This is a genomic window from Amycolatopsis stemonae (assembly GCF_054781455.1).
In genome coordinates, this window is sequence record NZ_BAAGUJ010000022.1 from 23,781 (window position 1) to 50,431 (window position 26,651).

At 74.8% G+C, this 26,651-nt stretch carries 23 protein-coding genes and 1 pseudogene; 11 read left to right on the forward strand and 13 right to left on the reverse strand.

All coding sequences use genetic code 11. From position 1 onward, the window contains the following. Positions 1-66: 66 nt before the first annotated feature. Both ACYVLJ_RS43620 and ACYVLJ_RS43625 read right to left on the reverse strand, forming a co-directional pair. A complete protein-coding gene (locus ACYVLJ_RS43620) occupies positions 67-1,203 on the reverse strand; it encodes an agmatine deiminase family protein (RefSeq protein WP_460443108.1) in 1,137 nt (378 codons plus the stop codon). A 107-nt stretch (positions 1,204-1,310) separates the two neighbouring features. Then, positions 1,311-2,126, reverse strand: coding sequence for a TetR/AcrR family transcriptional regulator (locus tag ACYVLJ_RS43625; RefSeq protein ID WP_460443109.1), 816 nt, complete (start codon positions 2,124-2,126; stop codon positions 1,311-1,313). A gap of 242 nt (positions 2,127-2,368) precedes the next feature. On the opposite strand from ACYVLJ_RS43625, the gene ACYVLJ_RS43630 reads away from it, so the two are divergent. Both ACYVLJ_RS43630 and ACYVLJ_RS43635 read left to right on the forward strand, forming a co-directional pair. After that, on the forward strand, positions 2,369-3,679 hold the full coding sequence (locus ACYVLJ_RS43630) for an NAD(P)/FAD-dependent oxidoreductase (protein ID WP_460443110.1): 1,311 nt from the start codon (positions 2,369-2,371) through the stop codon (positions 3,677-3,679). A gap of 57 nt (positions 3,680-3,736) precedes the next feature. Then, on the forward strand, positions 3,737-4,948 hold the full coding sequence (locus ACYVLJ_RS43635) for a PucR family transcriptional regulator (protein ID WP_460443111.1): 1,212 nt from the start codon (positions 3,737-3,739) through the stop codon (positions 4,946-4,948). 100 nt (positions 4,949-5,048) lie between these two features. Here ACYVLJ_RS43635 and ACYVLJ_RS43640 read toward each other — a convergent pair whose 3' ends face one another. Beyond that, the gene (locus tag ACYVLJ_RS43640) at positions 5,049-6,098 is read right to left on the reverse strand and encodes a YeiH family protein (RefSeq protein ID WP_460443112.1); all 1,050 of its coding nucleotides are present in this window, start codon (positions 6,096-6,098) and stop codon (positions 5,049-5,051) included. 99 nt (positions 6,099-6,197) lie between these two features. On the opposite strand from ACYVLJ_RS43640, the gene ACYVLJ_RS43645 reads away from it, so the two are divergent. Continuing rightward, positions 6,198-6,953 carry a GntR family transcriptional regulator gene (locus ACYVLJ_RS43645; protein ID WP_451975880.1) on the forward strand — a complete coding sequence of 252 codons (756 nt, stop codon included), beginning with the start codon at positions 6,198-6,200 and terminating at the stop codon, positions 6,951-6,953. A 3-nt stretch (positions 6,954-6,956) separates the two neighbouring features. Here ACYVLJ_RS43645 and ACYVLJ_RS43650 read toward each other — a convergent pair whose 3' ends face one another. After that, the gene (locus tag ACYVLJ_RS43650) at positions 6,957-7,364 is read right to left on the reverse strand and encodes an SRPBCC family protein (protein WP_460443113.1); all 408 of its coding nucleotides are present in this window, start codon (positions 7,362-7,364) and stop codon (positions 6,957-6,959) included. Positions 7,365-7,417: 53 nt separating this feature from the next. Then, positions 7,418-8,383 carry a LysR family transcriptional regulator gene (locus ACYVLJ_RS43655; protein ID WP_460443114.1) on the reverse strand — a complete coding sequence of 322 codons (966 nt, stop codon included), beginning with the start codon at positions 8,381-8,383 and terminating at the stop codon, positions 7,418-7,420. 139 nt (positions 8,384-8,522) lie between these two features. Here ACYVLJ_RS43655 and ACYVLJ_RS43660 point away from each other — a divergent pair, with 139 nt between their 5' ends. Next, a complete protein-coding gene (locus ACYVLJ_RS43660) occupies positions 8,523-9,323 on the forward strand; it encodes an alpha/beta hydrolase (RefSeq protein ID WP_451975892.1) in 801 nt (266 codons plus the stop codon). A 4-nt stretch (positions 9,324-9,327) separates the two neighbouring features. Beyond that, positions 9,328-10,122 (forward strand): SDR family NAD(P)-dependent oxidoreductase, encoded by a 795-nt coding sequence (locus tag ACYVLJ_RS43665; protein ID WP_451975895.1) that lies wholly within the window; start codon positions 9,328-9,330, stop codon positions 10,120-10,122. A gap of 9 nt (positions 10,123-10,131) precedes the next feature. Here the strand turns inward: ACYVLJ_RS43665 and ACYVLJ_RS43670 are convergent, their stop codons facing one another. Beyond that, positions 10,132-11,946: a glycoside hydrolase family 15 protein gene (locus ACYVLJ_RS43670; protein WP_460443115.1), complete on the reverse strand. Its 1,815-nt coding sequence runs from the start codon at positions 11,944-11,946 to the stop codon at positions 10,132-10,134. A gap of 135 nt (positions 11,947-12,081) precedes the next feature. Here ACYVLJ_RS43670 and ACYVLJ_RS43675 point away from each other — a divergent pair, with 135 nt between their 5' ends. After that, positions 12,082-13,482, forward strand: coding sequence for an MFS transporter (locus ACYVLJ_RS43675; protein ID WP_460443116.1), 1,401 nt, complete (start codon positions 12,082-12,084; stop codon positions 13,480-13,482). A gap of 81 nt (positions 13,483-13,563) precedes the next feature. Here ACYVLJ_RS43675 and ACYVLJ_RS43680 read toward each other — a convergent pair. From ACYVLJ_RS43680 to ACYVLJ_RS43690, 3 genes and pseudogenes are all read right to left on the reverse strand, one after another. Next, positions 13,564-13,983 (reverse strand): annotated as a pseudogene (locus ACYVLJ_RS43680) (ion channel); the annotation flags it as partial. Further along, positions 13,980-14,384, reverse strand: coding sequence for a PLDc N-terminal domain-containing protein (locus ACYVLJ_RS43685; protein ID WP_460443117.1), 405 nt, complete (start codon positions 14,382-14,384; stop codon positions 13,980-13,982). The gene ACYVLJ_RS43685 and the pseudogene ACYVLJ_RS43680, both read right to left, overlap by 4 nt. 91 nt (positions 14,385-14,475) lie before the next feature. Further along, entirely contained in the window at positions 14,476-17,142 is a 2,667-nt protein-coding gene (locus ACYVLJ_RS43690) for a MalT transcriptional regulator family protein (RefSeq protein ID WP_460443118.1), read from the reverse strand. A gap of 118 nt (positions 17,143-17,260) precedes the next feature. Here ACYVLJ_RS43690 and ACYVLJ_RS43695 point away from each other — a divergent pair, with 118 nt between their 5' ends. Then, positions 17,261-17,611, forward strand: coding sequence for a hypothetical protein (locus ACYVLJ_RS43695; protein ID WP_451975908.1), 351 nt, complete (start codon positions 17,261-17,263; stop codon positions 17,609-17,611). Continuing rightward, positions 17,608-17,880, forward strand: coding sequence for a hypothetical protein (locus ACYVLJ_RS43700; RefSeq protein ID WP_451975911.1), 273 nt, complete (start codon positions 17,608-17,610; stop codon positions 17,878-17,880). Before ACYVLJ_RS43695 ends, ACYVLJ_RS43700 begins: the two co-directional genes overlap by 4 nt. Positions 17,881-17,892: 12 nt before the next feature. Here the strand turns inward: ACYVLJ_RS43700 and ACYVLJ_RS43705 are convergent, their stop codons facing one another. Further along, positions 17,893-19,266: a DUF2252 domain-containing protein gene (locus ACYVLJ_RS43705; protein WP_451975914.1), complete on the reverse strand. Its 1,374-nt coding sequence runs from the start codon at positions 19,264-19,266 to the stop codon at positions 17,893-17,895. Between the two features lie 124 nt (positions 19,267-19,390). On the opposite strand from ACYVLJ_RS43705, the gene ACYVLJ_RS43710 reads away from it, so the two are divergent. Next, on the forward strand, positions 19,391-20,731 hold the full coding sequence (locus tag ACYVLJ_RS43710; RefSeq protein WP_460443119.1) for a diacylglycerol/lipid kinase family protein: 1,341 nt from the start codon (positions 19,391-19,393) through the stop codon (positions 20,729-20,731). Between the two features lie 9 nt (positions 20,732-20,740). On the opposite strand, the gene ACYVLJ_RS43715 is transcribed toward ACYVLJ_RS43710, so the two are convergent. Further along, positions 20,741-21,247, reverse strand: coding sequence for a DUF1269 domain-containing protein (locus ACYVLJ_RS43715; RefSeq protein WP_460443120.1), 507 nt, complete (start codon positions 21,245-21,247; stop codon positions 20,741-20,743). Positions 21,248-21,436: 189 nt separating this feature from the next. Between ACYVLJ_RS43715 and ACYVLJ_RS43720 the strand changes: the two genes are divergently transcribed. Both ACYVLJ_RS43720 and ACYVLJ_RS43725 read left to right on the forward strand, forming a co-directional pair. Further along, a complete protein-coding gene (locus ACYVLJ_RS43720; protein WP_451975920.1) occupies positions 21,437-21,889 on the forward strand; it encodes a DUF7144 family membrane protein in 453 nt (150 codons plus the stop codon). 111 nt (positions 21,890-22,000) lie between these two features. Then, positions 22,001-24,586, forward strand: a complete 2,586-nt coding sequence (locus tag ACYVLJ_RS43725) for a MalT transcriptional regulator family protein (RefSeq protein WP_460443121.1) — start codon at positions 22,001-22,003, stop codon at positions 24,584-24,586. A gap of 4 nt (positions 24,587-24,590) precedes the next feature. Here the strand turns inward: ACYVLJ_RS43725 and ACYVLJ_RS43730 are convergent, their stop codons facing one another. Next, the gene (locus tag ACYVLJ_RS43730; protein WP_460443122.1) at positions 24,591-25,763 is read right to left on the reverse strand and encodes an AI-2E family transporter; all 1,173 of its coding nucleotides are present in this window, start codon (positions 25,761-25,763) and stop codon (positions 24,591-24,593) included. Positions 25,764-25,926: 163 nt separating this feature from the next. Further along, complete coding sequence (locus ACYVLJ_RS43735; RefSeq protein WP_460443123.1) at positions 25,927-26,580, reverse strand: TetR family transcriptional regulator; 654 nt, start codon at positions 26,578-26,580, stop codon at positions 25,927-25,929. Positions 26,581-26,651: the final 71 nt, after the last annotated feature.

The window sequence follows — 26,651 nt, forward strand, 5'->3', positions numbered from 1 at the left end:
ACTTTCAGAAATTTACGTACAGAGTCGAGCAAGAATTGCCCGTCATGCGCGGTCGAAGTCGACGGCCTAAGCGGGCATGTCGTGGGTCGAGCAGTGGATCCCGCCACCGCCGGCGGCGATCCCGTCGATCGGGACCAGGACGACCTCGCGGCCCGGGAAGTGCTCGGCCAGGATGCCGCGGGCGCGGTCGTCGGCGGCCTCGTCGCCGAACTTGGGCAGGAACACGGCGCCGTTGGCGACGTAGAAGTTGGCGTAGGACGACACGAACGCCTCACCCCGGCCGGTGATCCGGTCCGGGTCCGGCTGCGGCAGGTCGACGACCTCGAGGCGCTGCCCGCCCGCGTCCGTCGCGGCGGCCAGCACGCCGCGGGCCTGGGCCGAGGCGCGTGACCAGACGTCTTCGGGTGCGCCCGGGAAAGGCTTGTCCAGCAGGACGACCCCGGGCGCGGTGTAGCGGACGAGGCAGTCGACGTGGGCGTCGGTGATGTCCTCGCCCTTGACGCCGGCGAGCCAGATCACCGTCGTGACGCCCAGCGTCTGCTTCAGCTCGGCTTCGACCCGCGCGCGGTCCTTGCCGGGGTTGCGGTTTTCGTTGACCAGCGAGCTTTCCGTGACCAGGAGGGTGCCCTGGCCGTCGGTTTCGAGCGCGCCGCCTTCGGCCACGAGCGGGGCGGCCAGCCGGGGCAGCCCGTACTTCTCCAGCACGGCCCGGGCGACCGCGCCGTCGCGGCGGTGCTGCTGCTTGCCGCCCCAGCCGTTGAAACCGAAGTCGACACCCGCGGGCTTCCCGGCGTCCCGGACGAAGACCGGGGCGGTGTCGCGGACCCACAGGTCGTCGACCGCGATCTCGGCCACTTCGACGTCCGGGCCGGCGGCTTCCTGGGCGGCGTCCCGGTTTTCGGGCCCGGCGAGGAGGACGACGTGTTCGTGCCCGGCGATCGCCCGGGCGAGCCGGGCGATGTCGGCCTGCACCGCGGGCAGGTCCGGACCCCAGATGCCGTCGGACGCCGGCCAGGCCATTAGCGTGCGGGCGTGGTTTTCCCACTCGGCACCGAAACTCCGCCCGGCGGCCGCGGTTTTGCCGCCGGCCACGGCGGTCTCGGGCGGTGTCTCCGTGCCGCACGCGGCGACGGTGAGCGCGGTGGCGCCGAGCCCGAGCGCGGCGGCGAGCGCGGTGCGGCGGGAAAGGGGTGCGTGCGTCATCGGGCGGACTCCTGCTTCGGCCGGGGTGCGGTGGACCCAGCCTGACACTGACTGAAAGTTCAGTCAAATCGGAACTGACGGAATTTTCAGTGAGGTGGGTGACAGGGTCAGCCGCCGAGTTCGGCGGTGACTGCGCCGAGGACCAGGCCACGGGCCCGGTGCAGGTCGAGGGTGCCGGAGAGCCAGCGTTCGGACAGGCCTTCGACCAGCGCGGTCAGCCGCTCGGCGACGTCGGCCGCGGGGCTGGGTGGACGGGCGGGGGTTGGTGCAGCGAGGCGGGAAGGGTGCGCGGTCTCACCCGTGGCGGCGGGGCCGGAGGCGTGTGCGGCGTTGCCTGGGGCGGCGGCGGTGGGGCTGGAGGGGCGCGCGGCCTCGCCTGGTGCGGCGGTGGGGTTGGAGGCGTGTGCGGCATTGCCCGGGGCGGTGGCCGTGGGGTGGGAAGGGTGCGCGGTCTCGCCCGGCGCGGCGGCAGGGCTGGAGGCGTGTGCGGCTTCGCCCGGTGCACCAACCGCCGCGGCAGCGCGCGCGGCCTCCACCAGCTCCGCGATCTCCTCCACCCAGATCCGGGTGGCTTCGGCGAGCCGCTCCCGCAAACCGTCCTCGAAGATCGCGCTGGCCCGCAGCTCGCCCCACGCCGTGCTGTTCTCGCGGATCTCCGGCAGGTCCTGCAACTCCAGCAACAGCCGCTGTTCCAGTGCGGTTCGCGCGTCCGGGGCCGTCGGCACGGTGTAGTTCCCGGCCCGGTCGTTGACGTGGTCCAGCGTCGCGCGCAGCAACCCGGCGCGGTCCTTGAAGTGGTAGTAGATCAGCCCGGTGGAGACGCCCGCCGCCGCCGCGACTTCCTCGACGCGCAGCCCCCGGACGCCACTGTGGGCGACCATGGTGACCGCGGCCCGGAGAATGCTCTCTCGCTTGCCCGCCACCTCGAACCCCCTTGACCGAAGCTTCAGTCAACACGGTAGCCGAGCGAGGAATGTCGTGCCCTGCCGGGCGTTCTCGCGGCGATCGTAGGGTGCGCGGCGCCTCGGGCCGGGGGCTGGCGGGCCTCCCGGGGCCAATGGACATCCGTTGCTCCCGGTCCCGCCGGATCGCGACAGCTGTCGGGCGACGGCGGGCCGCGGGCGCCGCACACTGGGATGCCGGGAGCACAGGGAGGACGAAGGCGATGAGCTCGGAAGTCAGCGCGGACGCCGTGGTGGTCGGCGCGGGCGTGATCGGATCGGCGATCGCGCTCGAACTGGCCAGGACGGCCCGCCGGGTGGTGGTCGTGGATCGCGCTAGCGGCGCCGGGCAGGGCTCGACGAGCGCGTCGAGTGCCGTGGTGCGGTACAACTTCTCGACACTGCCGGGGGTGGCCGCCGCCTGGGAGGCGCACTTCTGCTGGTCGGCGTGGGCCGACCACCTCGGCCACGACGTCGGGGACCTGGCCCGGTTCGAACGCAGCGGCCTGGTCATGCTCGACGTCGAGGCCGCGCCGCGGGCCGGCTGGCTGCCGCTGTTCGACGAAGTCGGCGTGCCGTACGAGGAGTGGGACAGCGCCACGCTCGCCGAGCGGGTGCCCGGCATCGATCCCGGCCGGTTCTGGCCGCCCCGGCGCATCGACGACGACGCGTTCTGGGCGGACGCCGCGGGCACCCTCGGCGGGGTCCACACCCCCGACGCGGGGTACGTCACCGACCCGCAGCTCGCGGCGCGGAACCTCGCGGACGCGGCGGCCGAGGAAGGCGCGTGGTTCCGGTTCCGCAGCACGGTGTCCGGTGTGGACGTTTCGGGCGGCCGGGTGACCGGTGTCGTGCTGGCCGACGGCACGAGGATCTTCGCGCCGGTCGTGGTCAACGCGGCGGGGCCGTGGTCGGGCAGGCTCAACGCGCTGGCCGGGGTCGGGGCGGACTTCACGATCGGCGTGCGGCCGCTGCGCCAGGAGGTCGCCCACGTGCTCGCGCCCGAGGGCTACCACCCGGCGGGCGGGGTCGGCCCGGCCGTGGCCGACATGGACCTGGGCACCTACTTCCGCGGCGAGGTCGGCGGCGGCCTGCTCGTCGGGGGCACCGAGCCGCCCTGCGACCCGCTGCACTGGCTCGACGACCCCGACGACGCCGGCGAGCACCCGACCATGGCCGTGTTCGAAGCCCAGGTCACCCGCGCCGCGCGGCGCCTGCCCGGGCTGCGGGTGCCGAACCGGGCGCGCGGGGTGGTCGGCGTGTACGACGCGGCCGACGACTGGACGCCGATCTACGACCGCACCGAGCTGCCGGGCTTCTACGTCGCGATGGGCACCAGCGGCAACCAGTTCAAGAACGCCCCGGTCGTCGGCAGGCTCATGACGACGCTGATCGAGCAGGTCGAAGCGGGCGTGGACCACGACGCCGACCCGGTGCGGTACAAGGGCGTCCACACCGGGCTGGAGATCGACCTCGGCGCGTTCTCCCGCAAACGCGAGCGCAACACCGGCAGCTCCGGCACGGTGATGGGCTGAGCGGTGCCCCCGGACGCGGGCTACGGTGGACGGCAGCCGCCGAGCGGAAGGGGTGCCGTGGCCGACCGCGACCTCCAGTCCATCGTGGACGAACTCGCCGAGCGCCTGCAGCGGTCGGTCGCGATCGACGACCCGGCCATCCGGCTGCTCGCGGCGAGCCGCCACTTCGGCGACGAGGACGCGTTGCGCGTCAGCTCGGTCCTCAACCGGGCCGTGGAGCCGGAGATCGTCGACCACATCCTCGCCCAGGGCATCAGCCGCTGGGTGACGCCCGGCGTGGTCGGCGTCGAGGGCGCGTGGTCGCGGCTGTGCGCGCCGGTGCGCTGCAACGGCATGCTGCTCGGCTACCTGTGGCTGATCGACAAGGACGGCGCGTTCACCGAAGCCGAGACGGCCGCCGCGGGCGAGGCGGCCGCCACCGCCGGCGCGATGCTGCTGCGCCGGCTGCTGCTGCACGAGCGGTCGAAGGCCCGGCAGGAAGGCATCCTGCGGGAGCTCGTCTCCGGCGACGCGGCGGTGCGCGCGCAGGCGATCGAAGACCTGCGCGCCGAGCAGCTCTTCGGGGACGAGAGCACGCACTTCACCGTGCTGGCCGTGCAGTGCCGGGCGGCCGCCGCACCGCAGGAGGTCGCGTTCGAGGCGGCGGTCGAGGACGGCGTCCGCGCGGTCGCCGACGACGTCGCCCTGATGGCGGCGAACCGGTCGCGCGCCTGGATCCTGCTCGTGCAACGGATCCCGCCGACCCGGGCCCTGGTCGACGCCGTCGCCGAGCGGATCACCGCCCGCTTCCGGCGCCTCGGGGACGAGAGCGCGCGGCCGGTGTTCGGGCTCGGTGGCACCGTGACCGCCCTCGGCGACGTCGTGGCGTCCTACCGGGAGGCGCTGCTGGCCGCCCGCGCGGCCCTGCTGCTGCCCGGCATCGGGTCGCTGGCCCGTTGGGGTGAGCTGGGGCCGTACGAACTCCTGCTGAAGCTGCCGCCGGAGGACCTGCTCACCGCCTCCCCGGTGCCGGCGCTCGCGGCGGTCGAGCAGGAGGACACCCACCACGTCCTGATCGGCACGCTCACGAGCTTCTTCGATCACGGCGGGAACATCCAGCGCACGGCCGACGCCCTGAGTGTCCACCGCGCCACGCTTTACCAGCGGCTCAAGCGGATCGAGCAGATCACCGGGTGCAGCCTCGACTCCGGCGACGACCGGCTCGTGCTGCACCTCGGGCTCAAGTTGCGGGTCCTCGCCGCCGCCTACCGCGACCACCTCGGCGGCTGAGCCGCGCGACGAACGTCGCCCCGGGCATCCGACCGGACACTCGCCACGACGCTGCCGAGCACCACCGCCGGAGACGAAGGGCGCGAGCCCGCGCCGGTGATCAGAGCGTCCCGGTGAGGGCCTGCAGGCCGAGGCTCGTCGCGGTGACGGCGATCCACAGCAGGCCGCCGAGCAGCAGCGGGCGGGCGCCGGCGCGGCGCATGTCGGCCAGGCGCAGGGAAAGCCCGATGCCGGCCAGGGCCGTCGTGATCAGGAAGGTGCCCAGCGCCGAGAGGACGGGGTGCCACGAGGCCGGGAAGAAGCCGAGGCTGTTGAGCGTCGCGGCGGCGAGGAAGCCGAGGAGGAAGAGCGGGACGACCCGGCGCCACGGCATCGCCGCGACGCTGAACCCGGCGCCGGTCTCGCGGCGGGCCTTCAGGAAGCCGAGCACGACGACGACCGGGATCAGGGTGAGCGTGCGGGTGAGCTTGACGACCAGGCCGTAGGAGCCGGCGTCGCCGCCGTAGGCGAAGGAGGCGGCGACGACCGACGAGGTGTCGTTGATCGCGGTGCCCGCCCACAGGCCGAAGGCGTGCGGGCTCATCCCGAGCAGGTGCCCGAGCGGCGGGAACAGCAGCACGGCGGCGATGTTGAAGGTGAAGATCGTGCCGATGGCGTAGGCGACTTCGGCCTGCTTCGGCCGGATGACCGCGGTGGTGGCGGCGATCGCGGACGCGCCGCAGATCCCGGTGCCGACGCCGATGAGCGTCTGCGTGTCGCCGCGGACGCCGAGCCACCGGCCGAGCAGCCACGCGCCGCCGAGCGCGACGGCGAGCGTGCCGAGCATGACCGGCAGCGAGCCGCCGCCGACGGCCAGCACCTGCCGCAGCGACAGGCCGGTGCCGAGCACCACGATCGAGGCCTGCAGCACGGGCTTCGCGGCCACGGCGTAGCCGGGCGCCCAGCGCTCGGCGCGCAGCCCCGGCACGACGGCCGCGGCCAGCGCGCCGAGCAGCGCCGCGAGGACCGGCCCGCCGACGACCGGGGCCAGCTCGCCCAGCGCGGTCGCGACCGCGGCGACGCCGACGGCGACCAGCAGGCCCGGCACCACGCCGCGGGGGCGCGGCGCGGGCGACGGCCGGTCGACGGGCGCGTTCTGGGTCGTGGTCACCGAAGCAGCCTCCGCGAAGAAATGTACGTACATTCAACTTAGAGGATGTCCGGACATTTGGCCATGGGTAGGGTCGGGCCGACACCCGGGAGGGACGCCATGCCACCGCGGACGCTCAGCCGGTCCGGCTCCGAGCCGCTCTGGCGCCAGCTGCAGCACGAGCTGCTGACCAGGCTCGACGCCGGCGAGTTCGCCGACCAGTTCCCGGGCGAGCTCGCGCTGGTCGAGGAGTACGGCGTGAGCCGGAGCACAGTGCGCCAGGCGCTGCGGCAGCTGCGCGCGGACGGCGTGATCGTCGCCGAGCGCGGCCGCCAGCCCCGCGTCGCGCCCCCGGCCGAAATCGCCCAGCCGATGGGCGCCCTGTACAGCCTGTTCGCGTCGGTGGAGGCGGCCGGCCTGACCCAGCGCAGCGTCGTCCGCGCGTTCGACGTCCGGGCCGACGCGCTGGTCGCCGAGCGGCTCGAGCTGGAGGCGTCGACGCCGCTGGTCTACCTCGAACGCCTGCGCCTGGCCGGCGACGAGCCCCTGGCCCTCGACCGCGTCTGGCTCCCGGCGGAAGTGGCGAAACCGGTGCTGCAAGCCGACTTCACGCACACCGGTCTGTACGCCGAGCTGGCCGCGCGCACCGGCGTCCGGCTGGACCACGGCCGGGAAGAGGTCCACGCGGTGATCCCGACGGCGGCCGAGCGCAGCCAGCTCGCCTGCGCGCACGACGTCGCGGCGTTCGCGATCAACCGCCTCAGCCACGCGCGCGGCCGCCCGGTGGAGTGGCGCCACACCTTGGTCCGCGGCGACCGCTACGCGCTGACGGCCGAGTTCTCGGCGTCGGGGTACCGGCTCATCGGCCGCGCCTGACCGTCAGCCCCGGGGACGATCGAGGGGCCGCTTGACGACGCCCAGCCCGCGCGCCATCGCCTCGGCCATCGAACCGGCGAGCGCTTCAGGCAGCACGTCGCGGCTCCACACCAGCCGGCACCGCCGTACCCCGTCGGCGAAGACCTGCATGACGGCGTGGTCGTGCTCCGGCCGCACACTCCCGCCGACGACCGAGTAGGCGATCCGGCGGAGGTCGTGGTCGACGCCGATCCGCCGTTCCCGCACGACGGTGCCGTCGGCGAAGGTGACCACCCGGCAATCGCCTTCGGCCCGCGTGCCCACCACGAACCCGGGCGCCATCCGGGAGGGTCCCGCGGCGAAGTCGCCGATCACCTCCCACACGTCCCCGGCAGCGGCTTCGATCACGGTTTCCCGGCTGATGAACGTCATCCGCACAGCCTGCCCGGACGCGGCGCCGGGGTCTTGAAGATCCTTGCGGTGGCTCAGCCGGGCTCGACCGCGAGGTCTCCGGGCGGGGCCCACAGCGGTGCCGCGTCCGCGCGGGCGGGGTGCAGCCACCGGTGCCGGCCCGCGGTTTCGCGGGCGGTCCGCAGGAACTCGCGGACCGTCTCCGGCTGCTCGCCCTCGCGCCAGGCCAGTGACCACGGGTAGACCGGCTGCAGCTCGCGTGGCCGGTGGACCGGGAGGCCGTGGTCGGCGAAGCGGCGTGCGTAGCTGTCGAACTCGAGCAGGTACGCGCTCTCGGGCGCGCGGGTCAGGGCCGCGTGGCAGTGGTCGAACGTGCCGGGGTTGCCCAGCCAGCGCAGGGCGAGGCCGGTGTGCTGCTCCAGCGAACTCAGGTAGTGGCCGTGCACGTTGTACAGGGCCGTGCCGGGCGCGTCCGCGAAGACCTCGAGGGGCCGTTCGTGGACCGACGCGGTCGGCCGGCGCGGGTCGCCGGGGCGGCCGACGAGCCAGAACGGCTCCAGCCGCAGCAGCTCGTGGTGCCAGCCGGCCGGGTGTTCGGCCCGCAACGCCGTGGTGACGCGCAGGATCGCGACGTCGAGGTGGTCCTCCAGCAGCGCGGCGAGCTGGCGGGCGCTGTCCATCTGGCTCTGCACCACCGGGACGCCGGGGTGCGCGGCGAGGAACGCGTCGGTGACGACGCGGCTGGTGTCCAGCTCGAAGATGTGGGCCACCCGCAGGCGGTTCGGCGCGGGTTCGCGCAGCATCTGGTCGGCGGTGGCCAGCAGCTGCCGCGCGAGGGCCAGGAACCGTTCGCCGCGCGGGGTGAGGGTCACGTGGCGGCTGTCGCGCACCAGCAGCGGCGCCCCGACGTCGGCTTCGAGCCGGCGGATCTGCTTGGACAGCGCCGGCTGGCTGATGAAGAGCTTCGCGGCGGCCCGCCCGAAGTGCAGCTCGTCGGCGACCGTGACGAAGTACCGCACCAGCCTGAGATCGAGGTCCATGCGGGCCTTCCGCGCGCGACGAAGGAACGGACGCCAACGATGCCACCCCGGCTATCGATTCGCACGCGACAGGCCCTGGACTTCCTTGCCGCGCATCGTGTTGGCTTAGCTGAGAACCCCGAGCGAGGCGGAGGAACCGATGACAGACGTGCGCACCCCGGTCGTGTTCGTCCACGGTCTGTGGCTGCACGCCACCTCGTGGACCCCGTGGGCCGAGCACTTCCGGGCGGCCGGGTACGAGCCCGTCGCGCCCGGCTGGCCGCACGAGCCCGAAACCGTCGAACAGGCGCGGGAGCACCCCGAGGCCGTCGCGGACATCGGGATCGACGACGCCACCGAGCACTTCGCGTCGATCATCGCCGGCCTCCCGCGGCCGCCGGTGATCATCGGCCACTCCTTCGGCGGCCTGATCACCGAAAAGCTGCTCGGCCAGGGCATCGGCGCGGCCGGCGTCGCCATCGATCCCGCCCAGATCAAGGGCGTCCTGCCGCTCCCGCTGGCGCAGCTGCGCGCGGGCCTGCCGGCGCTGGGGAACCCGGCGAACCTGCACCGGGCGGTGTCGCTCACCGAGAAGGAGTTCCGGTTCGGCTTCGGCAACGCGCTGACCGACGAGGAGTCGGCCGCGCTGTACGAGCGCTGGACGATCCCGTCGCCGGCGCGGCCGCTGTTCCAGGCCGCCGCGGCGAACTTCGTGCTGCACTCCCAGGCGAAGGTCGACACCCACCGCGCGGACCGCGGCCCGCTGCTGCTGATCTCGGGCACCGCGGACCACACGGTCCCGGACGTGGTCACCCGCTCCACGCTCAAGCAGTACCGCGACTCGGCCGCCGTCACCGAGCTGAAGCAGTTCGAAGGGCGCGGCCACTCGCTGACCATCGACAGCGGCTGGCGGGACGTCGCCGACGCCGTGCTCGGCTGGCTGCGCGAGCACGGGCTCTAGGCCGGTGGACCTGGGACTGCGGGACACGGTCGCCGTCGTCACCGGCGCCAGCCGGGGCATCGGCCTGGCCGTCACCGAAGCGCTCGTCGCCGAGGGTGCCCACGTCGTGGCCGGCGCCCGCGACCCCGGGAAGGGCCTGGACGCCCTGGTCCGGGCCGGGAAAGCGCACGCGCTGGCCGTGGACCTCGGCACCGCCGACGGCCCGGGCCGGCTCGCGGAGCTGGCGCTGAACGAGTTCGGCCGCGTCGACGTGCTGGTCAACAACGTCGGCGCGGTGACGCCCCGGCCGAACGGGTTCCTGCTGGTGACCGACGACGAGTGGACGCGGTCGGTCACCCTCAACCTGCTCAGCGCGGTCCGCGCCACGCGCGCGGTGCTGCCGGCGATGGTGACGGCCGGCCGGGGGAGCATCGTCACGATCGCTTCGATCAACGCGTACCTGCCCGACCCGGCGGTCATCGACTACAGCGCCGCGAAGGCCGCGCTGGTCAACTTCACGAAGTCGGTGTCGAAGGAGTTCGGCTCCCACGGCATCCGCGCGAACGCGATCAACCCGGGCCCGGTGGCGACGGACCTGTGGCTGGGCGCCGGCGGCGTCGCGGAGACGGTCGCCGGCGCCACGGGCGCGAACCCCGAAGCCGTCGCCGGCGAGGCCGCGGCGCACGCGGTCACCGGCCGTTTCACCCAGCCGGCGGAGATCGCGAACCTGGCGGCGTTCCTGGCGAGCGACCGGGTGGCCGGCAACATCACGGGCGCCACCTTCACCCTCGACGGCGGCTACAGCACCGAGACCCACTGAAGCCGGGCCTCAGCCGAGCGCGGCGTCCAGGGTCACCGCCGCGTCGATCAACGCCAGGTGGGTGAAGGCCTGCGGGAAGTTGCCGAGCTGCTCGCCCGTCGGGGCGATCTCCTCGGCGTACAGGCCGACGTGGTTGGCGTACGTCAGCATCTTCTCGAACGCCGTGCGGGCCTCCTCCAGGCGGCCCGCGCGGGCCAGCGCGTCGACGTAAGCGAAGCTGCACAACGAAAACGTGCCTTCGGTGCCGGCCAGGCCGTCCGGGGACGCCGCCGGGTCGTAGCGCTGGACCAGGCTGTCGGTCACCAGGCCGGCGCGGATCGCGTCGAGCGTCGAGAGCCACAGCGGGTCGCGGGACGGGAGGAAACCCGTGCGGGGCATGCGCAGGAGGGACGCGTCCAGCTCGTCGCCCGTGTAGTGCTGGACGAACGCCTGCCGCGCGCGGTGCCAGCCCCGGTTCAGGATCTGGTCGTAGATGCTGTCGCGCTGCCACGTCCAGTCCTCGACCGGCGCCGGGCGGCCGTGGGTGGCCGCCATCCGGATGCCGCGGTCGAACGCCACCCAGCTCATCAGCCGGCCGTAGGTGAAGCACTGGCGGCCCGCCCGGGTTTCCCAGATGCCCTCCTCGGGCTGGTCCCAGTGCTCGCCGAGCCAGTCGAGCGCCGCGCGGACGGCCGTCCAGCCGCGGTGGGGGAGCCCGAACCCCGCGCGGTCGGCGGTGAAGACGCTGTCCAGCGCCTCGCCGTAGATGTCGAGCTGCAGCTGCCCGGCCGCGTCGTTGCCGATCCGGACCGGGCTCGACCCGCGGTGCCCGGCCCAGTGCGCCAGGCTCTCCTCGCGCAGGTCGGTCGTCCCGTCGACGCGGTAGAGGACGGCGAGCGGGCCCGACGCGCCGCCGCGGCCTTCGCGGATCCGCTCGCCCAGCCACTCCCCGAATCGGGCCGCCTCTTCGACGAACCCCAGGCCCAGCAACGCCGAGACCGAGAACGACGCGTCCCGGACCCAGGTGTAGCGGTAGTCCCAGTTGCGCTCGCCGCCGAGTTGTTCGGGCAGCCCGAGCGTCGGCGCCGCGACCAGGCCGCCGGTCGGCGCGTAGGTGAGCAGCTTGAGCGTGATCGCGGAGCGGGTCACCATCTCCCGCCAGCGGCCGCGGTAGGTGGACCCCGCCAGCCACGACCGCCACCAGTCCACAGTGGACTGCAGCAGGTCGGTGAACTCGCCGGGCCGGATCTCGTGCGGGGGCTCGGCCGCGTCCGTCTCGAGCACGACGCCGCGGACCTGGCCCGTGGTCAGCGTGAGCCGCAGGTGGACGTCGCCGCCTTCGACGCGCGCCTCGGCGAAGTGCTCGTCGTCGCGCTCGCGCACCGGGTGCAGCACGAGCGACGACTCGCGCGCGACGAACACCGCCCCGTTCTTGGCGAGCATCGCCTGGTGCGTACGGCGGCCGTAGTCGAAGCGGGGCGCGACGAGCACGTCGAACGTCATCCGGCCGCGGACGCAGCGCACCAGCCGGGCGATCCGGTGCCCGGTGGTCGCGACGCCGTCGCACGGCGGCATGAAGTCGACCACCTCGCCGATGCCGTCCGGCCCGGAGAACCGGGTGATCAGCACCGCGGTGTCCGGGTAGTACATCTGCGACCCCGCGCAGGCGCCGGCCGGGCGGATGCGGAACCGGCCGCCGCGCTCGTCGTCGAGCAGGGCGCCGAAGACCGACGGCGAGTCGAAGCGCGGGCTGCAGAACCAGTCGATCGACCCGTCGGTGGTCACCAGCGCGGCGGTCTGCAGGTCGCCGATGAGCCCGTGCTCGGCGATCGCGGTCTCGGTCATCTTTCCTCCTCGGGACGCCGTAAGCGGTCGAGAGCACCGTCTCGGGCCCGGCCGGGGGCTGCCTCATCCGCGTGGGGTGAGGTGGCCCGGCCCCGGGCGCGCCACCGTGTGCGGACCCGACCGGAAGGCCCGCCGATGACCGTGCTGCCCCTGGCCCTCGCCCAGTTCGTCGCGAGCTACGCCGCGACCACCATGACCGTGGCCGTCAGCGTGATCGCCGCGGACCTCGGCACGACCGTGATCGGCGTGCAGACCGCGATCACCCTGTTCACCCTCACCATGGCCTCGCTGATGGTGCCCGGCAGCAAGCTGACCGACGTCCTGGGCCGCAAGCGGTGCTTCCTCGCGGGCCTGGCCGTCTACGGCGCCGGGGCGCTGCTGGCCTCCGTCGCGCCCGGGCCCGGGCTGCTGCTCACCGGGTATTCGCTGCTGGAGGGGATCGGGTCGGCGCTGATGATCCCGCCGATCTACATCCTGGTCACCGTCACCTGTCCCGACGTCGCGACCCGTGCCCGCGCCTTCGGCCTCGTCAGCGGCGCGGGCGCGCTCGGCGCCGCGGCCGGCCCGCTCGTCGGCGGCCTGGTCACGACGTGGCTCGGGTGGCGGGCTTCCTTTCTCCTGCAGGTGCTTCTGGTCGTCCTGATCATCCTGCTCACGGCCCGGGCCACCGAGCCGCCCGCGCCGCCGCGGGAGGCGCGGTTCGACGTCGCCGGCGCGGTCCTCTCCGCGGCCGGCCTGTTCTTCGTCGTGGCCGGCGTCCTGCAGGCGGGCACCTACGGCTGGTTCGTCTCCCGCGCGGACTTCGCCGTCGGCGGGGTGGTGCTGCTCCCGGCCGGCGGGCTCTCGCCGGTGTGGGTGTTCGCCGCGCTCGGGGGAGTGATCCTGGTGTGGTTCTTCGCGCACGTCCGGGCGCGGGAGCGGGCGGGGCTGGCGCCGCTGGTGCCGTCGGGGCTCTTCCGCGACCGCGTCACCCGGCTGGGGCTGGCAACCCAGCACGTGCAGTGGCTCGTGCTCCAGGGCTCGTTCTTCGTGATCGCCGTGTTCCTGCAACAGGTCCGCGGCTACGACGCGATCGAGACGGGCCTGATGCTGACCCCCGCGACGATCGGGATCCTCGGCGCCTCGGCGGCCGCCGGGCGGATGGCGCGGCGGCGCTCCCAGCGCGGCCTGGTCCGCGGTGGCTTCGTCCTCTCCGTCGCCGGGCTGGTGCTCGTGCTGCTGCTGGTGCGGGCGGACTCGGGGGTGGCGAGCGCGGTGCCCGGGCTGTTCCTGCTCGGCGCCGGGGTCGGGATCATGCTGACGGCGTCGGTGAACCTGGTGCAGTCCCGCTTCCCGGACGCCGACCAGGGCGACATCTCGGGGGTGTCGCGCAGCGTGTCCAACCTCGGCTCGTCGGTGGGGACCGCCCTGGCCGGCTCCGTCCTCGCCGGGACGCCGCACCTCGGCGGGCGGTCCTTCGCGCTGGCCCTCACGACCCTGGTCGTCGCGGCCCTGGCCGGCCTGGCGGCGGCGCTGCGGCTCCCGCCGCCGGACTGAAGCGTCCGATGTGGACGATCGCACCGCCGTCACGATCACGCGCAGCACGACGCTCAGCACCACCAGGTCCGCGACCATCTGCGCCGTCACCAGCACCCGGGCGGCGGCCGACACCGGGGTGATGTCGCCGAAGCCGACCGTGGCGAAGACGGTGACCGTGAAGTAGAGCGCGTCGGTCCGGGTCAGGCCCGCGCTGAACGCGTCGGCGCGGTCGTGGGCCAGCACGTAGTAGACGTCCGCGAACAGCAGCAGGAACAGCGGGAGGATCAGGGCGAGCGCCTGGATCCCCTGCCAGGCGGGGAACGGCGACCGCAGGATCAGCCGCACCTCGCCGACGACGAGCAGGACCACGACGGCGAGCCCGCCGGCGAAGACGGCCACCGTCCACGGCCGCAGGGCCTGGTCGACCGGGAGCAGGTAGTAGAGGCAGAGCAGCGCCGTGACCGTGAGCAGGGGCCGCAGCACCGCGAAGTGGACGAACCGCCACCGCCGCGCGATCACCGGGCGAGGGCCTTCTGCTTGAGCGCGTGGTACTCCCGGTCGTCGATGATCCCTTCTTCCAGCAGCCGCCGGGCTTCGGCGATCTGCGCCGCGCCACTCGTGTCCGCTGTGGACACCGACCGCACGTACTCCTCGAAATGCCGCCGCGAAGCCACTTCACGCGCTTGCTGCCGCTCGGCCAGGTGCCGGCCCTGGGTGGCCAGGTAGAGCAGGACCCCCAGCAGGGGCAGCACGATCACCAGCACGGTCCAGCCCGCCTTGCCCCAGCCGGACACGTCCGAGCGGCGGTACAGGTCGCCGAGGGCGACGAACAGCAGCCAGAACCAGGCCACCCAGCAGAAGAACACCAGCATCGTCCACATCAGATCGAGGAACGGGTACTCCGCGCTCGCCAGTGCCATGACTCCTCCTCACGGATACGGATCGGGCCGGGCACACTCGACCCGATCCCGCGCCCGCCCGCCTCACCCGCGACGGGTGGGGCGAGCGGCGTCAGACCGTGAAGTCGGCGACCTCGGTGTCGAGCAGGCCGCGTTCCAGCGCGATCGCCACCGCTTCGCGCCGGCTGCGGACGTCGAGCTTCGCGTAGATGCCGCGGACGTGGGTCTTGACGGTGTTCGGCGAGACGGTCAGGTCCTGGGCGATCTCCTCGATCGACCGCTGCGTCGGCAGCAGGCGCAGCACGCCGCGTTCGCGCTCGGTCAGCGGGGCCGGCATCGGCGGGGTGCGCAGCCGGCGGCGCAGCGCGAGCACCTCCCCGGCGAACCGTTCGCCCGCGCCGAGGCCACCGAGCCGGCTGGTGAGGAACCCGACGACTTCGGGCGGGGCGAACACGAGGGGGAACCGGACGCCGGTGGGTTCGGCCGCGCGCAGCGCGTCGTCGAGCAGGCGGGCCGCCCGCTCCCGCGCCCCGGCGGCCAGCGCGGCCTGCACACCGACCAGCGACGCCTCGATCGCGCCCCACGGCAGCACCATCGGCGCCACGTCGTCCGCGAGGGACCGCAGCACCGAACTCGCCGCGCCCTGCCGGCCGAGCCGCAGCTGCGTCCGGGCCCGCATCAGGAGCAGTTCCGCCGAACCGGCGAGCACCGGCTGGGCCCAGCGGACGGTTTCCCGGGCCTGGCCCGCCGCGCCCAGCCGCAGCGCCGCACGGTGCTCCAGCACCGCGCACAGGGCCGCGTGCCCGGCTGGGCACCCGCGTCCGGTGCCCAGCCGGGTGCGGGCCCGGCGCATCCGCCGCAGCCCCGCGTGCCACGCGCCGAGCTCGAACTCCGCGGCACCGCGCAGGGTTTCCGCGACCAGGCGCAGGTCGCCGGCCGCGCGGGCGGGGGCGTCCCCGAGCAGCTGCCCGATCCGCTTGGCCTGCTCGAGGCACTCGGCGGGTTCGCCGCGGAGCAGCCCGCCGTAGGCCAGCATCGCGGACACGCGGGCGCCCTGCAGCGACCGCCGGGGATCCCGGTGGGGCCGGCGGTCTTCGGCCCGGCGGGCCAGCGTGTCCATCACCCGGTAGTCGCCGTCGTGGCAGGCCAGCGCGCCCAGCGTGGTGAGGCACTGGGCGACGGTGAAGTCCTGGCCGCGCTCCTCCGCGGCGGCGAGCACCGGCACCAGCGACGCCCGCGCCGCGTCGTGGTCGTGGCGGGCGATCAGGACGGCGGCCCGGTGCAGGGCCGCGAGCCCGCCGAGACCGGCCTCGGCGGCCAGGTCTTCGTCGACCTCCCCGGCCGCGCGGACGGCCTGGGCCGGGGTGCGGTCGAGCTGGGCCAGCCGGGAGTACGCCAGCTGGCGCAGCACGGTCTGCTCCGCCGTCGGCGAGTCCGGCCACGCCGCCTCCGCGCGGGCCAGCCGCAGCCCGGCCGCCGACGTCTCGCCCGCCTCCAGGCTCAGCGAGGCCGAGATCAGGGTCGGCAGCGGATCGGCCGTGATCCGCCCGTCTTCGAGCACGGCGAGCGCCGGCCGGAGCACGTCGTGTTCCCCCGCGAGGAACAACGTCACGGCGTGCTCGCGCAGCAGTTCCGCGACGCGGGCGGGGTTCCCGGCGCTGACGCTGTGCCGCAGCGCCGCCGCGGGACTGCCGTGTTCGGCGAACCAGCGGGCGGCCGCCGCGTGCAGGGTGCGGCACCGGTCCGGGGCCCGCCGCCGCAGCTCGGCCCGCAGGTAGGTGCGCAGCAACGGCGTCACCCGGTGCCGGGGCGGCGTGCCGCCGGTTTCGACGACCCGGGTGACCGGCTCGCCCAGCTCCCGCAGCACCGCCTCCGCGTCGGCCCGCCCGCTGAGCACCGGGGCGAGCCCGGCCGGGACGTCGTCGCCGAGCCTGAGCACCCGCAGCAGCTCGCGCCGGTCCGGCGGCAGCGGGGCGAGCACCTCGTCGGTCAGGTAGTCGAGCACGGCCGGGTCGCGGCCGGCGAGGAAGTCGCGCAGGCTGCCGTGCCGGGCCGCGGACGCCGCGGCCAGGCGCAGCCCGGCCGGCCAGCCGCCGGTCCGGGTGACGAGCGGGCCGACCTGGTCGCGCGGGATGTTCGCGTCGCCGGTGGCCACCAGGGCTTCGGCCTCCTCGTCGGAGAACCGCAGCTGCGCGGCGCCGATTTCGACGAGCCGGTCCGCGAGCCGGGCCCGGCCCAGCGGCAGCGGTGGTTCCCGGCGGCTCGAGACGGCCAGGCGCAGGCCCGCCGGCTGGTGCCGCAACAGGGTCTGCAGTCCGTGCCACGGGGCCGGGGCGGTGATCTCCTGCGCGCTGTCGAGGACGAGCAGGACCGGCTCGGGCAGGGTGTCCAGCGCGTCGGCGAGCCGGGCCAGGAAAGCGAGATCGGCGCTCGGCGCGGCGGGCACGGCCAGCCGCCGCACCGGGTTGCCGTCCGGGATCCGGCCGCAGCCGCCGAGTGCCTCCAGGACCGCGGACCAGAAGAGCCGGTCGTCGTTGTCGTCGGGGTCGGCCGAGAGCCAGGCGACCGCTCCGCCGTCGTGGCCGCGGGCCCAGTCGGCGAGCAGCACGGTCTTGCCGAACCCGGCCGGCGCGCCCACGAACACCATGGCCGCGTCGCCCGCTCCGTCGAGGACGGTGCGCAACCGCGGCCGCGACACGAGGTCCGCCGGCGGCCCGGGGACGGTGATCTTCGTCCTCGGTACCCGTCTTCGGGGCGAGTCATCGCAGCACTGGCGCATGCGCAATTCTCCTTCGCGATCGGTTCCGGAACGTCCCGGCGGATCCTGCCACGCAATTCGTCCGGCTCACCCGCTGCGGGCGAGGAAAACGCCGGGCGCGCGCAGAATCGTGTGGCGCGTGAAAAGCCGTGGAGATTCCGGGAAAAGCCGCCGTGGCCGCGGGCCGCGCGGATTCGCCGCCGCGCGGTTCCTCTGGCTGGGGCCGGGGGAGCTCGTGGTGCTCGACGTGGTGCGCACGGGCCGCGTCGGCGTCGCGACCCTGCTGCTCTGGCTGGCCGTCGCGCTCGCCGCGCTCAGCCCGGCGGCCGAGGTGCGCATCGGCGTCCGCGCCGCCGCGGACCTGGTCGCCCGCCTGTTCTTCCTGCCGCCGCGCGGCTGGTCGGCCGCCGTGGTGGCGCTTGACGCGGTCCTGGTCGCCGGCGCCTGGTACGCGGCGGGCCGGGCCCGCCGGGGCGGGGGCACCCGGTGACCCGGCCGGCGCTGCTCGGCCGCCGGACGGGCGTGAATTACGTCTTCCGGGGCCACGGCGCAATTCCGGATCGGGCGGGGGAAGGCGTCGAGGATTTCCGGGGTGTGCTCGTGGTTCCCGTTCCTCCGGAAACGATCGTCTTCGGGACGGTGGCCGATCCCGGCAGCCTTCCGCGAATCCTGTGCCGGCTCGAGGTGCTCGGGATGCGCGTCGAGTCCGTGCACCGGGTCCGGGAGCTCCCGAGCGAGGAGTACCGCGGATTCCCCTGACGGACCGGCACTTCACCACCCGGGCACCGCCGTGACGTGACCGAGGCGGATCGCCTGGCGCAGGGCGGCGTGGTCGCGTTCGTTCTGGTCGGCGCAGGCCACCGCGAACTCGCGGACGGCTTCGGCGAACACCGGGCCGGAGCCGAGGTAGGCGGCGATGGCGAGCGCGTCGCCGGTGCGGGCGTGCGCCCGGGCCACGGTCCACCCGCACAGCCGGCCGTAGGCGCGCAGCACGGCCGGGGTCATCGCCGTGACGTCGGCGCCGCCCTGGCCGCCGCGCAGCCGGCGGACGTGGAAGTCGCACGCGCGCCCGTCGAACCGCGTCACGTGGGCCCAGCCGAGGAAGACGTCGCCGGTGACCTGGATCAGCCGCTGCCCGGTGACGACCCGCCGGCCGGCCCCGCCGCGGACGGCGGCGCCGGTGTAGTCCTGCAGCACCGACGGCCGGGCTTCCTTCAGCTGCAGGAAGAGCGGGTCCCGGGTGCCCGACCCCGCCAGCAGCGCCACCCAGCACCGGGTGCCCACGCCGCTCGCTCCGGCGGCCGTGCGGGCGACGTCGACCAGCTGGTGGCGGTCGAGCAGCGCGCGCCGCGCGGGCCCGAGGGTGCGCCGGTAGCGCGAAAGCACGTCCCGGAGGCGGTCCGCGAGCGTCGCCGGGTCGCCGTCACCGGCGAGCCGGCCGGCCGGGACGACCAGCGGCGGCCGGGCGGTCAGCCGCAGCTGCCCGTCGCGGACCTCGGTGAACCGGCGCACCGTGGCGTCCCGGCCGGGCGCGCGCCGCCTCGCCGGCCCGAGGCGGTGGGCCGCGACCGTGCGGAGCGTCGCGGTGTCGGCGTGGGCGGCGAAGATCTCGAGGGCCGTCCGGCGGGCGAAGTCGTGCATCGCCAGGCGGTAGGCCTCGACCACCGCGAGCACCGTGCGCCGGCGCTGGATCGAGGGGTGCGCGTTCTCCCGCGCGGCGACCTCGAAGCTCGCGGCGAGGCGCTTGACGTCCCATTCCCAGGGCGCGGGCAGGGTTTCGTCGAAGTCGGCGAAGTCGAACACGAGCCGCCGGCCCTGGGAGGTGAACAGGCCGAAGTTGCCGAGGTGGGCGTCGCCGCACGCCTGGACCGTGAACCCGGTCCGCGGCGTCGCGGCGAGGTCGGCCGCCGCGGGCAGCGTGGCCCCGCGGAAGTAGGCCAGCGGCGACGCGGCCATCCGGCCGTAGCGCAGCGGCAGCAGTTCGGGGACGCGGTCGGCGTCCTGGCGGGCGAGCAGGGCGAGCGGGTCGGCCCGCCGGCCGGGGGCGGGGAACTCGGCGTGGTCCGCGCGCGGTACGGCGATCCCGGCGGCGTGGGCCCTGGCGACGCGGTCGTCGCGGGTCGCGGTGTCCTGGTTCGGTGACATGGACGGGATCGTCGGCCGCGCGCCCGGCCGGGGCGTCGCCCGCCGGGGGTGAAGCGGGAGTCATCCACCACGGGTGACGACTCGGGCCCGCCCGCGCCGCAGGGTGGGCCGCGGAGGTGCGGTGATGGCGGAGCGGGCGGACGGACGGCCGTCGGCGACCCGGCGGGTGTGCGCGGGGATCTCCGTGACGGCGCTGTTCGCGGCGTTCGCCGTGGTGTCCGGTGCCCTGCTCCGCCAGCCCGTCCAGCTCGTGCTCGCGGTGCTCCTGCTCGGGGGTGCGCTCGCGGCCGGCGGGGCGGCGCTGGTGCGCCGCGGCCTGGCTCCAGCGGCCGCGGGGGCGCCGGGGTGCGCCGCCGCGGTGCTGCTCGTGCTGCTGCCCGGGATCCACCCCTACGCCCTGCTCGCGGCCGCCGCCGGGCTCGCCGCGACGTCGCTGGCGACCGCCCGGACCGCGCTCGGCCCGGACCTGCCCGCCGCGCCGCCCACTCGCCGCGTCGCCCCGGCATCGGCGGGCGTCCTGCTGTTGAAGGCGTTGTCCGGCAACGGTTCGGCGACGGCGTCGCGACTCGGCGAACGGGCCCGCGCGCTCGGGATCCGGCCCCTCGAACCAGAACTCGGCGGCGACCTGCGCGAGCTCGCGGAACGGGCGGTGGCCGAGGGCGCGGACGTGCTCGGGATGGCGGGCGGCGACGGCTGCCAGGCCGTCGTCGCCGACGTCGCCCGCCGGCACGGCCTGCCGTTCGTCTGCGTCCCCGCGGGCACCCGCAACCACTTCGCGCGCGACCTCGGGCTGGACCGGGATGACCCGGCGGCGGCGCTGGCGGCCTTCGGCGAGGCCGTCGAGCGGCGCGTCGACCTGGGGCTCCTCGGGAGCCGGGTGTTCGTCAACAACGTTTCGCTGGGCGTCTACGCCGACCTCGTCCGCGCGCCCGGCTACCGCGACGCGCGGGTCGCCACGATCGCCCGGTGCCTGCCCGGCCTGCTCGGCCCGGCCGCCCGGCGGCCGCTGGCCTTCCCCGGGCCGGACGGGCGGCCGATGCCGCCGGTGGACGTCCTGCTCGTCGCCAACGGCCCGTACCGCCTCGATCGGCTCAGCGGGTTCGGTGGCCGCGACCGGCTCGACCGGGGGACGCTCGGGATCGTCACGGTCGCCGTCGACCACGCGCGGGACGTGCCGGAGCTGGTCGCCGCCGAACTGCGCGGCGACCTGACCCGGTTTCCGGGGTACCGCGCGTGGCGCACGCGGGAGTTCACGGTCGAGTCCGCGGCCGCGCTCGTCGACGCCGCCGTGGACGGCGAACCCGCGCGCTGCGCGCCGCCGCTGCGGTTCGGCGTGCTGCCCGCGGTGCTGCGGGTCCGCCTGCCGCCGGACGCGCCCGGTGCGTCGGCGGCGGTCCCGGGCGGCCTCCGGCGAGCGGTCGCCGCGCTGCTGCGCGTGCTCGCCGGGCGGCCTTCGTGCGGATGACGCCGTCGGTCACAGGGGCGCCGGTTCGGGGGATTCGCCGAAGGCGTCGCGCAGCCGGGTCTCCTCCTCCGCGGAAAGATTGGTACTCACCAATGCGGCCCCCGTTTCCTTGAAGGGTTCCACCACCCGGTCCAGCACGGTGTCGTCCGACATGACGAACAGCGCGGACGTCCCGGGGGTGACCTGGTTCCGGACGGTACCGATGAACTCCTCGTCGATCCCGACGTGGGCCATCGACCCGGTCAGCGCCCCGATCGCCGCGCCGACGGCCGCGCCCAGCAACGGGACGAGGAAGATCAGGCCGAACAGCAGGCCCCAGAACGCGCCGCCGAGCGTGCCGGCCCCGGTCAGGGAACCGAGGTCCTTGGTCTTCGGCTTCTTCCGCCCTTCGGGCCAGCTCACGAAAGCCGCGTCGGCGATCGAGATCAGCTGCTGCTTCTGCAACTGCCGTAACAGGTCCAGTGCGTTTTCGGCGCCTTCGACGGTGGGGAACCGCCAGACGGTCAACGCGGCCATGACATTCCTCCTCGGTCCGGTTTCGGTGGTCTTCGCCGCACTGTGCTGCGGATGCCGCCGTGCCGGCATCGCCCGCGCCGTGTGAGCCACGGGCGGGCCGGGTGATCTCACCTGGGGTGGGCGAGGCCCGCCGGACGGGGAACCGGCCACGATCGCCCGGGTCCGCAGCCCCCGAAGGAAAGAGGGACCATGTCCGAACACACGCAATCCCGGACCGGGCCGACGAGCGCCCGCACGCCACCGCCCGCCGTGGCCCGGTCGCGGCGGGTCGGCTGGCTCTGGTTCGCCGGCGCGATCACCATCCTGGCCGGGTTGTTCAACGCGGTTGAGGGCCTGGTCGCGCTGTTCGACCGGGACTACTACGTGCTCGGCCCGTCGGGCCTGCTCGTGTTCTCGCTGGCCGGCTGGGGCTGGATCCACCTGATCGTCGGCGTCCTCGCCGTGCTGACCGGCATCGCGCTGTTCACCGGTGCGCAGTGGGCCCGGGTCGTCACGGTCGCGCTCGCCGGCTTCAACGCGCTGGCGCAGCTGGCTTTCCTGTCCGCGTACCCGTTCTGGGGCCTCGTCGTGATCGCCCTCGACGTCCTGGTGATCTGGGCCGTCATCGTGCACGGCGACGAAGCCACCTACGAAATCTGGTGAGCCGGGGAACGCGGCCGCCGGCCGCGTTCCGGTGATCAGTAAAGTCGTGGCCTCCGCCCGGCGTCGACCGCGGAACCGGGGCCCGTTTCTCCCGACAGCCGAGAGGTTGACGTGCCCGTTCGAACGACGTCCCGGTACCGGCGGATCCCCGGCGTGAAGGTCACGGTGCCGCGGCTGCCGAGGATCTTCGTGCCCCGGCCCCGGCTCGGGGCCCTGTTCGACCGCGCGACGGCCCGGCCCGTCACGGTGGTCCGGGCCCCGGCCGGGGCCGGCAAGACCACCGCGCTGGCGGGCTGGGCCGGGGACGGCCACGACGTCGCCTGGGTGTCGCTGGACGACGACGACAACGACGAGTGCCGGCTGTGGGCGGCGATCCTCGGCGCGCTCCGCCGCTGTCCGGCCGTGCCCGCCGACCGCGCGCTGCACCGGCTTTCCCCGCCGCCGCCCGGGCAGCGGCAGGAGTTCCTGGCCGACCTCGACGACGCTCTCCGCGGGCTGGGTCCGGTGCGGCTGGTGCTCGACGACCTCCAGGAGATCGCCCGCCCGGAGCCGATGGAAGCGCTCGCGGCGCTGGCCCGGCACCTGCCCTCGGCGCTGCGGCTGGTGCTCGCCACCCGGGTCGAGCCGCGGCTGCGGCTGGCCCGCCTGCACGTGGAAGCGGCCCTGTCCCGGGTGGGCGCGGCCGAACTCCGCTTCACCGTGCGGGAAACGGCGTGCCTGCTGCGGGCGACCGGCGCCGCGGTGGGCGACGACCGCGTCCGCGAGCTCACCGAACGCACGGCCGGCTGGGCCGCGGCGCTCGGCTGGGCCGCGGTCTCGGTGCGGGAAGCCGAAGACGCCGACGGGCTCGTCGCCTCGGTCACCGGCGACGAGCGTGCCGTGGCGCGGTTCTTCGCCGACGAAGTGCTCTCGCGGCTGCCGGCGTCGACGTCGGACCTGTTGCTGTGCATCAGTGTCTGCGACGCGGTGAGCGCGACGCTCGCCGTGCGGCTGTCGGGCCGCCCGGACGCTGGGGCGACGCTGGACGAGCTCGAGCGCGCGATGGGGCTCGTGACACGCACCCCGGCCGAGACTTACCGGCTTCCGCCGCTGCTGCGTGGTTTCCTGCGGGCGGAGCTGGCCCGCCGCGGCCCGGAGCGGGTGCTGCGGCTGCACGGGATCGCCGCGCGCTGGTACACCGGCGAAGGCCGGTTCGGGGAGGCGCTCGGGCACGCGGTGTCGGGCCGCGACCGGCAGCGCGTGCTGACCCTGGCCTGCGACCACGCGGTACGGCAGGTGCTGGCCGGCGACGGCGACCCGGTGCGCGTCGCGCTGACCCACCTGGGCGCGGAGACGGTGGCGCTGAACCCCCGGCTGCGGCTGGCGTCGGCGCTGGAGCACATCCAGCGCGGGCAGCTCGCCGAAGCCGCGGCCGACCTGGGGGAGCCGGGGGCGGCGCACCCGCTGCCCGGGGCCGACGCTGATGACGCGTTGTGGACCCTCGCCGTCCGGCACCTGGCCCTCGTGACGGGGAAGCGGCCGCCGGAGGCCGAGATCTCCGTGCCCGTGCGGTCTCCGGAGCTCGACGCCTGGACGAAGCTCGACCTCGCGTGGCGCTCGCTGCACCGCGGGGCCCGCCGGCACGCCGTCACCCGCGCCGAGGAGGCCCTGCGCCTCGCCCACGGCGAGCGGCTCGACCACCTCGCGCTCCACAGCAGACTGGCGCTGGCCGTCGCCACCGCCTTCCACGGCGACCACCCGGCGATGCGGCGCGCCTGCACGGGTGCGCTCGCCGTCGCGCGCCGCCGCGGCCGGCGCCGGTCGCCGGGCGTGGCCGAGTGCCACCTGCTGCTGGCGTACGACGACCTGATGCGGGCCGAGCCCGTCGCCGCGGCCCGCGAGCTCGCCCAGGCGACGGCCGCGGAGGTCCCCGGGGGTGCGCCGCTGCTCGGGCCGCTGCGCGAGTTCTTCGAAGGTGTCGTGCGCTTCGACGACGGCGACCGCGCGGGCGGCTCGCAGGCCATGCGGGCCGCGCGGCACCGGCTCACCGGGATCGAGCTGCCCCGCGAGATCGCCGGCGTCTGCGCGGTCGCGGAGCACCACGCGGCGCTCGCCCTCGGCGAAGGACTGCACGCGGCCGAAGTGCACGCCTGGGCCCAGGAACGGCTGCCCGGCAGCGGCGAGCTCACGCTCCTGCACCTGCGGGCCCACCTCGCCGCCGACGAAACCGAAGCGGCGGAAGCGATCCTGCGAGACGCCCCCGTGGGGCCCGCGTCGCTGCCCGCGACCCCGGTCGACCTCTGCCTCGTCGAAACCGCGCTCGCGCTGCGTTCGCACCGGCGCACCAAGGCCCTGCACGCCCTCGACCGCGCGCTCGCCCTCGCCCGGCCGAACGGGCTCGTGCGGCCGTTCGCGCTCGCCGAGCCGCGCGTCGCGGACCTGCTGATCGACCACTCGGGCGGGTTCGGCTCCCTGGACCGCTTCGCGCAGTCGGTGCGCGGCCGGCTCGTCCCGCACGACCCGTCCAGCGACCTGACCGACCGGGAGCAGGTGGTGCTGCGGCGCCTGCCCTCCCAGCGGTCGCTGGACGAGATCGCGTCGGACCTCACGGTCTCGGTCAACACCGTGAAGACCCACGTGCGGGCCATCTACGGCAAGCTGGGCGTGAACAACCGGCGCTCCGCCGTCGTGGTCGCGCGCCAGCACGGCCTGACCTGAGCCGTCAGCCGTCGTCGCGGCGGGGCGCGGACAGCAGCGCCTCGGCCCAGCGGGCGCGCGGGTCGACGTCCACGAGCAGCGCCTTGGCCAGCAGGGTGGCGGGCACGGCCAGGATCGCGCCGAGCGGGCCCAGCAGCCAGGTCCAGAACACCAGGGCCAGCACGGTGACCAAAGTGGACAGTCCGACCGAGCCGGCGACGAACCGGGGCTGGATCAGCGACTGCACCACGAAGTTCAGCCCGGCGTACACGATGAGCACCACGAGCAGGGCGCTCCAGCCGCCGTCGAGCAGCGCGATGACCGCCGGCGGGGCCACGCCGATCAGGAAGCCGATGTTGGGGACGTAGTTGGTGACGAAGGCGAGCAGCCCCCACAGCACCGCGCCCGGGATGCCGAGCAGGGCGAGCGCGCCGGTGTCGAGCGCGGCCACGATGCCGCCGAACACCGTCGTCACGAGCAGGTACCGGCGGGTTCCGTAGGCGAAACCCCGCAGTGACGCGGAAATCCACGGCCGGTCACCCGAGATCCGGCCGAGGCGCTGCCCGGCCCACGCCGACTCGGCGCTCAGGAACAGCAGCAGGGCCAGCAGGAACGCCAGGTTGGTGACCAGCCCGCCGACCGACGCGAGCAGGGAACCGGCCAGGCCGACGAGTTTCCCGGCGTCGACCGACGACAGCATGGAGCGCAGCTCGGACCGGCCGACGCCGAACCGGCCGAGCACGGTCAGCCCGTCGTGCAGGAGTTCGTCGACCCGCCCGGTGTAGCGGGGGAGCAGGGCCGACAGCTGCGCGACCGACACCACGACGACGAGGAAGAACGAGAGCAGGGCCGCGTAGACGGTCACCACCAGCACCGTCACGGTCAGCCAGCGGGGCAGTCCCTTGTCCCGCAACCAGGTCCGCACCGGGTCGAGGGTGATCACGACGACCAGGGCGAGGAACACCGGGCCGGCGAGCCAGGCGACCGCGCGCACCCCGGCGAGCACGACGACCGTCGCGGCGGCGCCGAGCAGCACGACGAGCGCGCGGGGCAGGACGGGGCCGCCGGAGCCGGGGCCGGTCTCGGGCGGCCACGGCACCGGCGGCGGCTCACGGCGGCGGCCCGCCGTGCCCGACCGGCCCCGCCACGCGAAGGTGAACCGGTAGGCGGGGAAATCGACGATCGACACTCGCACCATGCGGAACCTCCCGGGACAGGCGGCCGACGCCCGTACGGTGCCAGGCGCCGGCCGCCCGGACGTCACCCCGCGGAGGCGAAACCGGTCACGGGCGTCGTGCACGGCACACCGGTTGAGCCGAAGCTCAGCGTGATCGGGAAGATCCGCCGGCGCATGTGCGTGTTCAGGTGCTCTTCGTGACGCCGCGAGCCACGGCCGTCAGCAACGTCGTCAGCTGCTCCCGGAACCGCAGTGCGCTGTGCGCCCACCGCGGCTCCTCGTCGTACAGCTGCCGCAGCGTCGGTGACGGCCGCGAGAGCTGGAACAGGTACGCCGCGCAGCTCATCGCCGCCGTCAGCACCGTCCGGGCGCCGTCCAGGCTCAGGCCGGCGACCGTCTCAACCAGTGCGTCCGTCATGTCGTCGAACGCCGCGGACGCCGCGGTCTTGTACTGGCGGGCCCGCTCCAGCCGGACCGCGCCTTCCAGGCTGAGCCCCACGTGGGTCTGCAGGTCGCAGAACAGCGGCAGAGCGTCCAGGGACCGCGCGACGACCTCGGCCAGGGTGTCCGCGGTCAGCTGACGGCCGCCCAGGTCGGCCAGCAGCCGCGAGCGCCAGTCGGCCCACCCCTGCTCCGCCAGTTCGAGCAGCAGCTCCTCGCGGGACTCGAAGTACCGCCGCAGCGCGGACGGGTGCAGGCCGACCCGGGTGGTCACCTCCGTCAGCGTGACCTCACGCACACCGCGCTCGGCCGCGAGCTCGCGCGCGGCCGCCAGCAGGGCGGTCTTGCGGACCTCTTTGTCCTGGTCGGAGCGGGCGCGCTGGCGGGGCTGGGGCACCCGTCCACGATAACGCAACCGCTTTGACTTAACTCGGCGGCCGGCGTAACTTCGGAGTTAACGCAAAGGTA

Bases quoted from the DNA above. Each gene is read 5' to 3' on its own strand.
- ACYVLJ_RS43620 (WP_460443108.1), bottom strand. From the start codon at position 1,203: ATGACGCACGCACCCCTTTCCCGCCGCACCGCGCTCGCCGCCGCGCTC.
- ACYVLJ_RS43630 (WP_460443110.1), top strand. From the start codon at position 2,369: ATGAGCTCGGAAGTCAGCGCGGACGCCGTGGTGGTCGGCGCGGGCGTG.
- ACYVLJ_RS43645 (WP_451975880.1), top strand. From the start codon at position 6,198: ATGCCACCGCGGACGCTCAGCCGGTCCGGCTCCGAGCCGCTCTGGCGC.
- ACYVLJ_RS43650 (WP_460443113.1), bottom strand. From the start codon at position 7,364: ATGACGTTCATCAGCCGGGAAACCGTGATCGAAGCCGCTGCCGGGGAC.
- ACYVLJ_RS43655 (WP_460443114.1), bottom strand. From the start codon at position 8,383: ATGGACCTCGATCTCAGGCTGGTGCGGTACTTCGTCACGGTCGCCGAC.
- ACYVLJ_RS43660 (WP_451975892.1), top strand. From the start codon at position 8,523: ATGACAGACGTGCGCACCCCGGTCGTGTTCGTCCACGGTCTGTGGCTG.
- ACYVLJ_RS43670 (WP_460443115.1), bottom strand. From the start codon at position 11,946: ATGACCGAGACCGCGATCGCCGAGCACGGGCTCATCGGCGACCTGCAG.
- ACYVLJ_RS43675 (WP_460443116.1), top strand. From the start codon at position 12,082: ATGACCGTGCTGCCCCTGGCCCTCGCCCAGTTCGTCGCGAGCTACGCC.
- ACYVLJ_RS43685 (WP_460443117.1), bottom strand. From the start codon at position 14,384: ATGGCACTGGCGAGCGCGGAGTACCCGTTCCTCGATCTGATGTGGACG.
- ACYVLJ_RS43690 (WP_460443118.1), bottom strand. From the start codon at position 17,142: ATGCGCCAGTGCTGCGATGACTCGCCCCGAAGACGGGTACCGAGGACG.
- ACYVLJ_RS43705 (WP_451975914.1), bottom strand. From the start codon at position 19,266: ATGTCACCGAACCAGGACACCGCGACCCGCGACGACCGCGTCGCCAGG.
- ACYVLJ_RS43710 (WP_460443119.1), top strand. From the start codon at position 19,391: ATGGCGGAGCGGGCGGACGGACGGCCGTCGGCGACCCGGCGGGTGTGC.
- ACYVLJ_RS43715 (WP_460443120.1), bottom strand. From the start codon at position 21,247: ATGGCCGCGTTGACCGTCTGGCGGTTCCCCACCGTCGAAGGCGCCGAA.
- ACYVLJ_RS43720 (WP_451975920.1), top strand. From the start codon at position 21,437: ATGTCCGAACACACGCAATCCCGGACCGGGCCGACGAGCGCCCGCACG.
- ACYVLJ_RS43730 (WP_460443122.1), bottom strand. From the start codon at position 25,763: ATGGTGCGAGTGTCGATCGTCGATTTCCCCGCCTACCGGTTCACCTTC.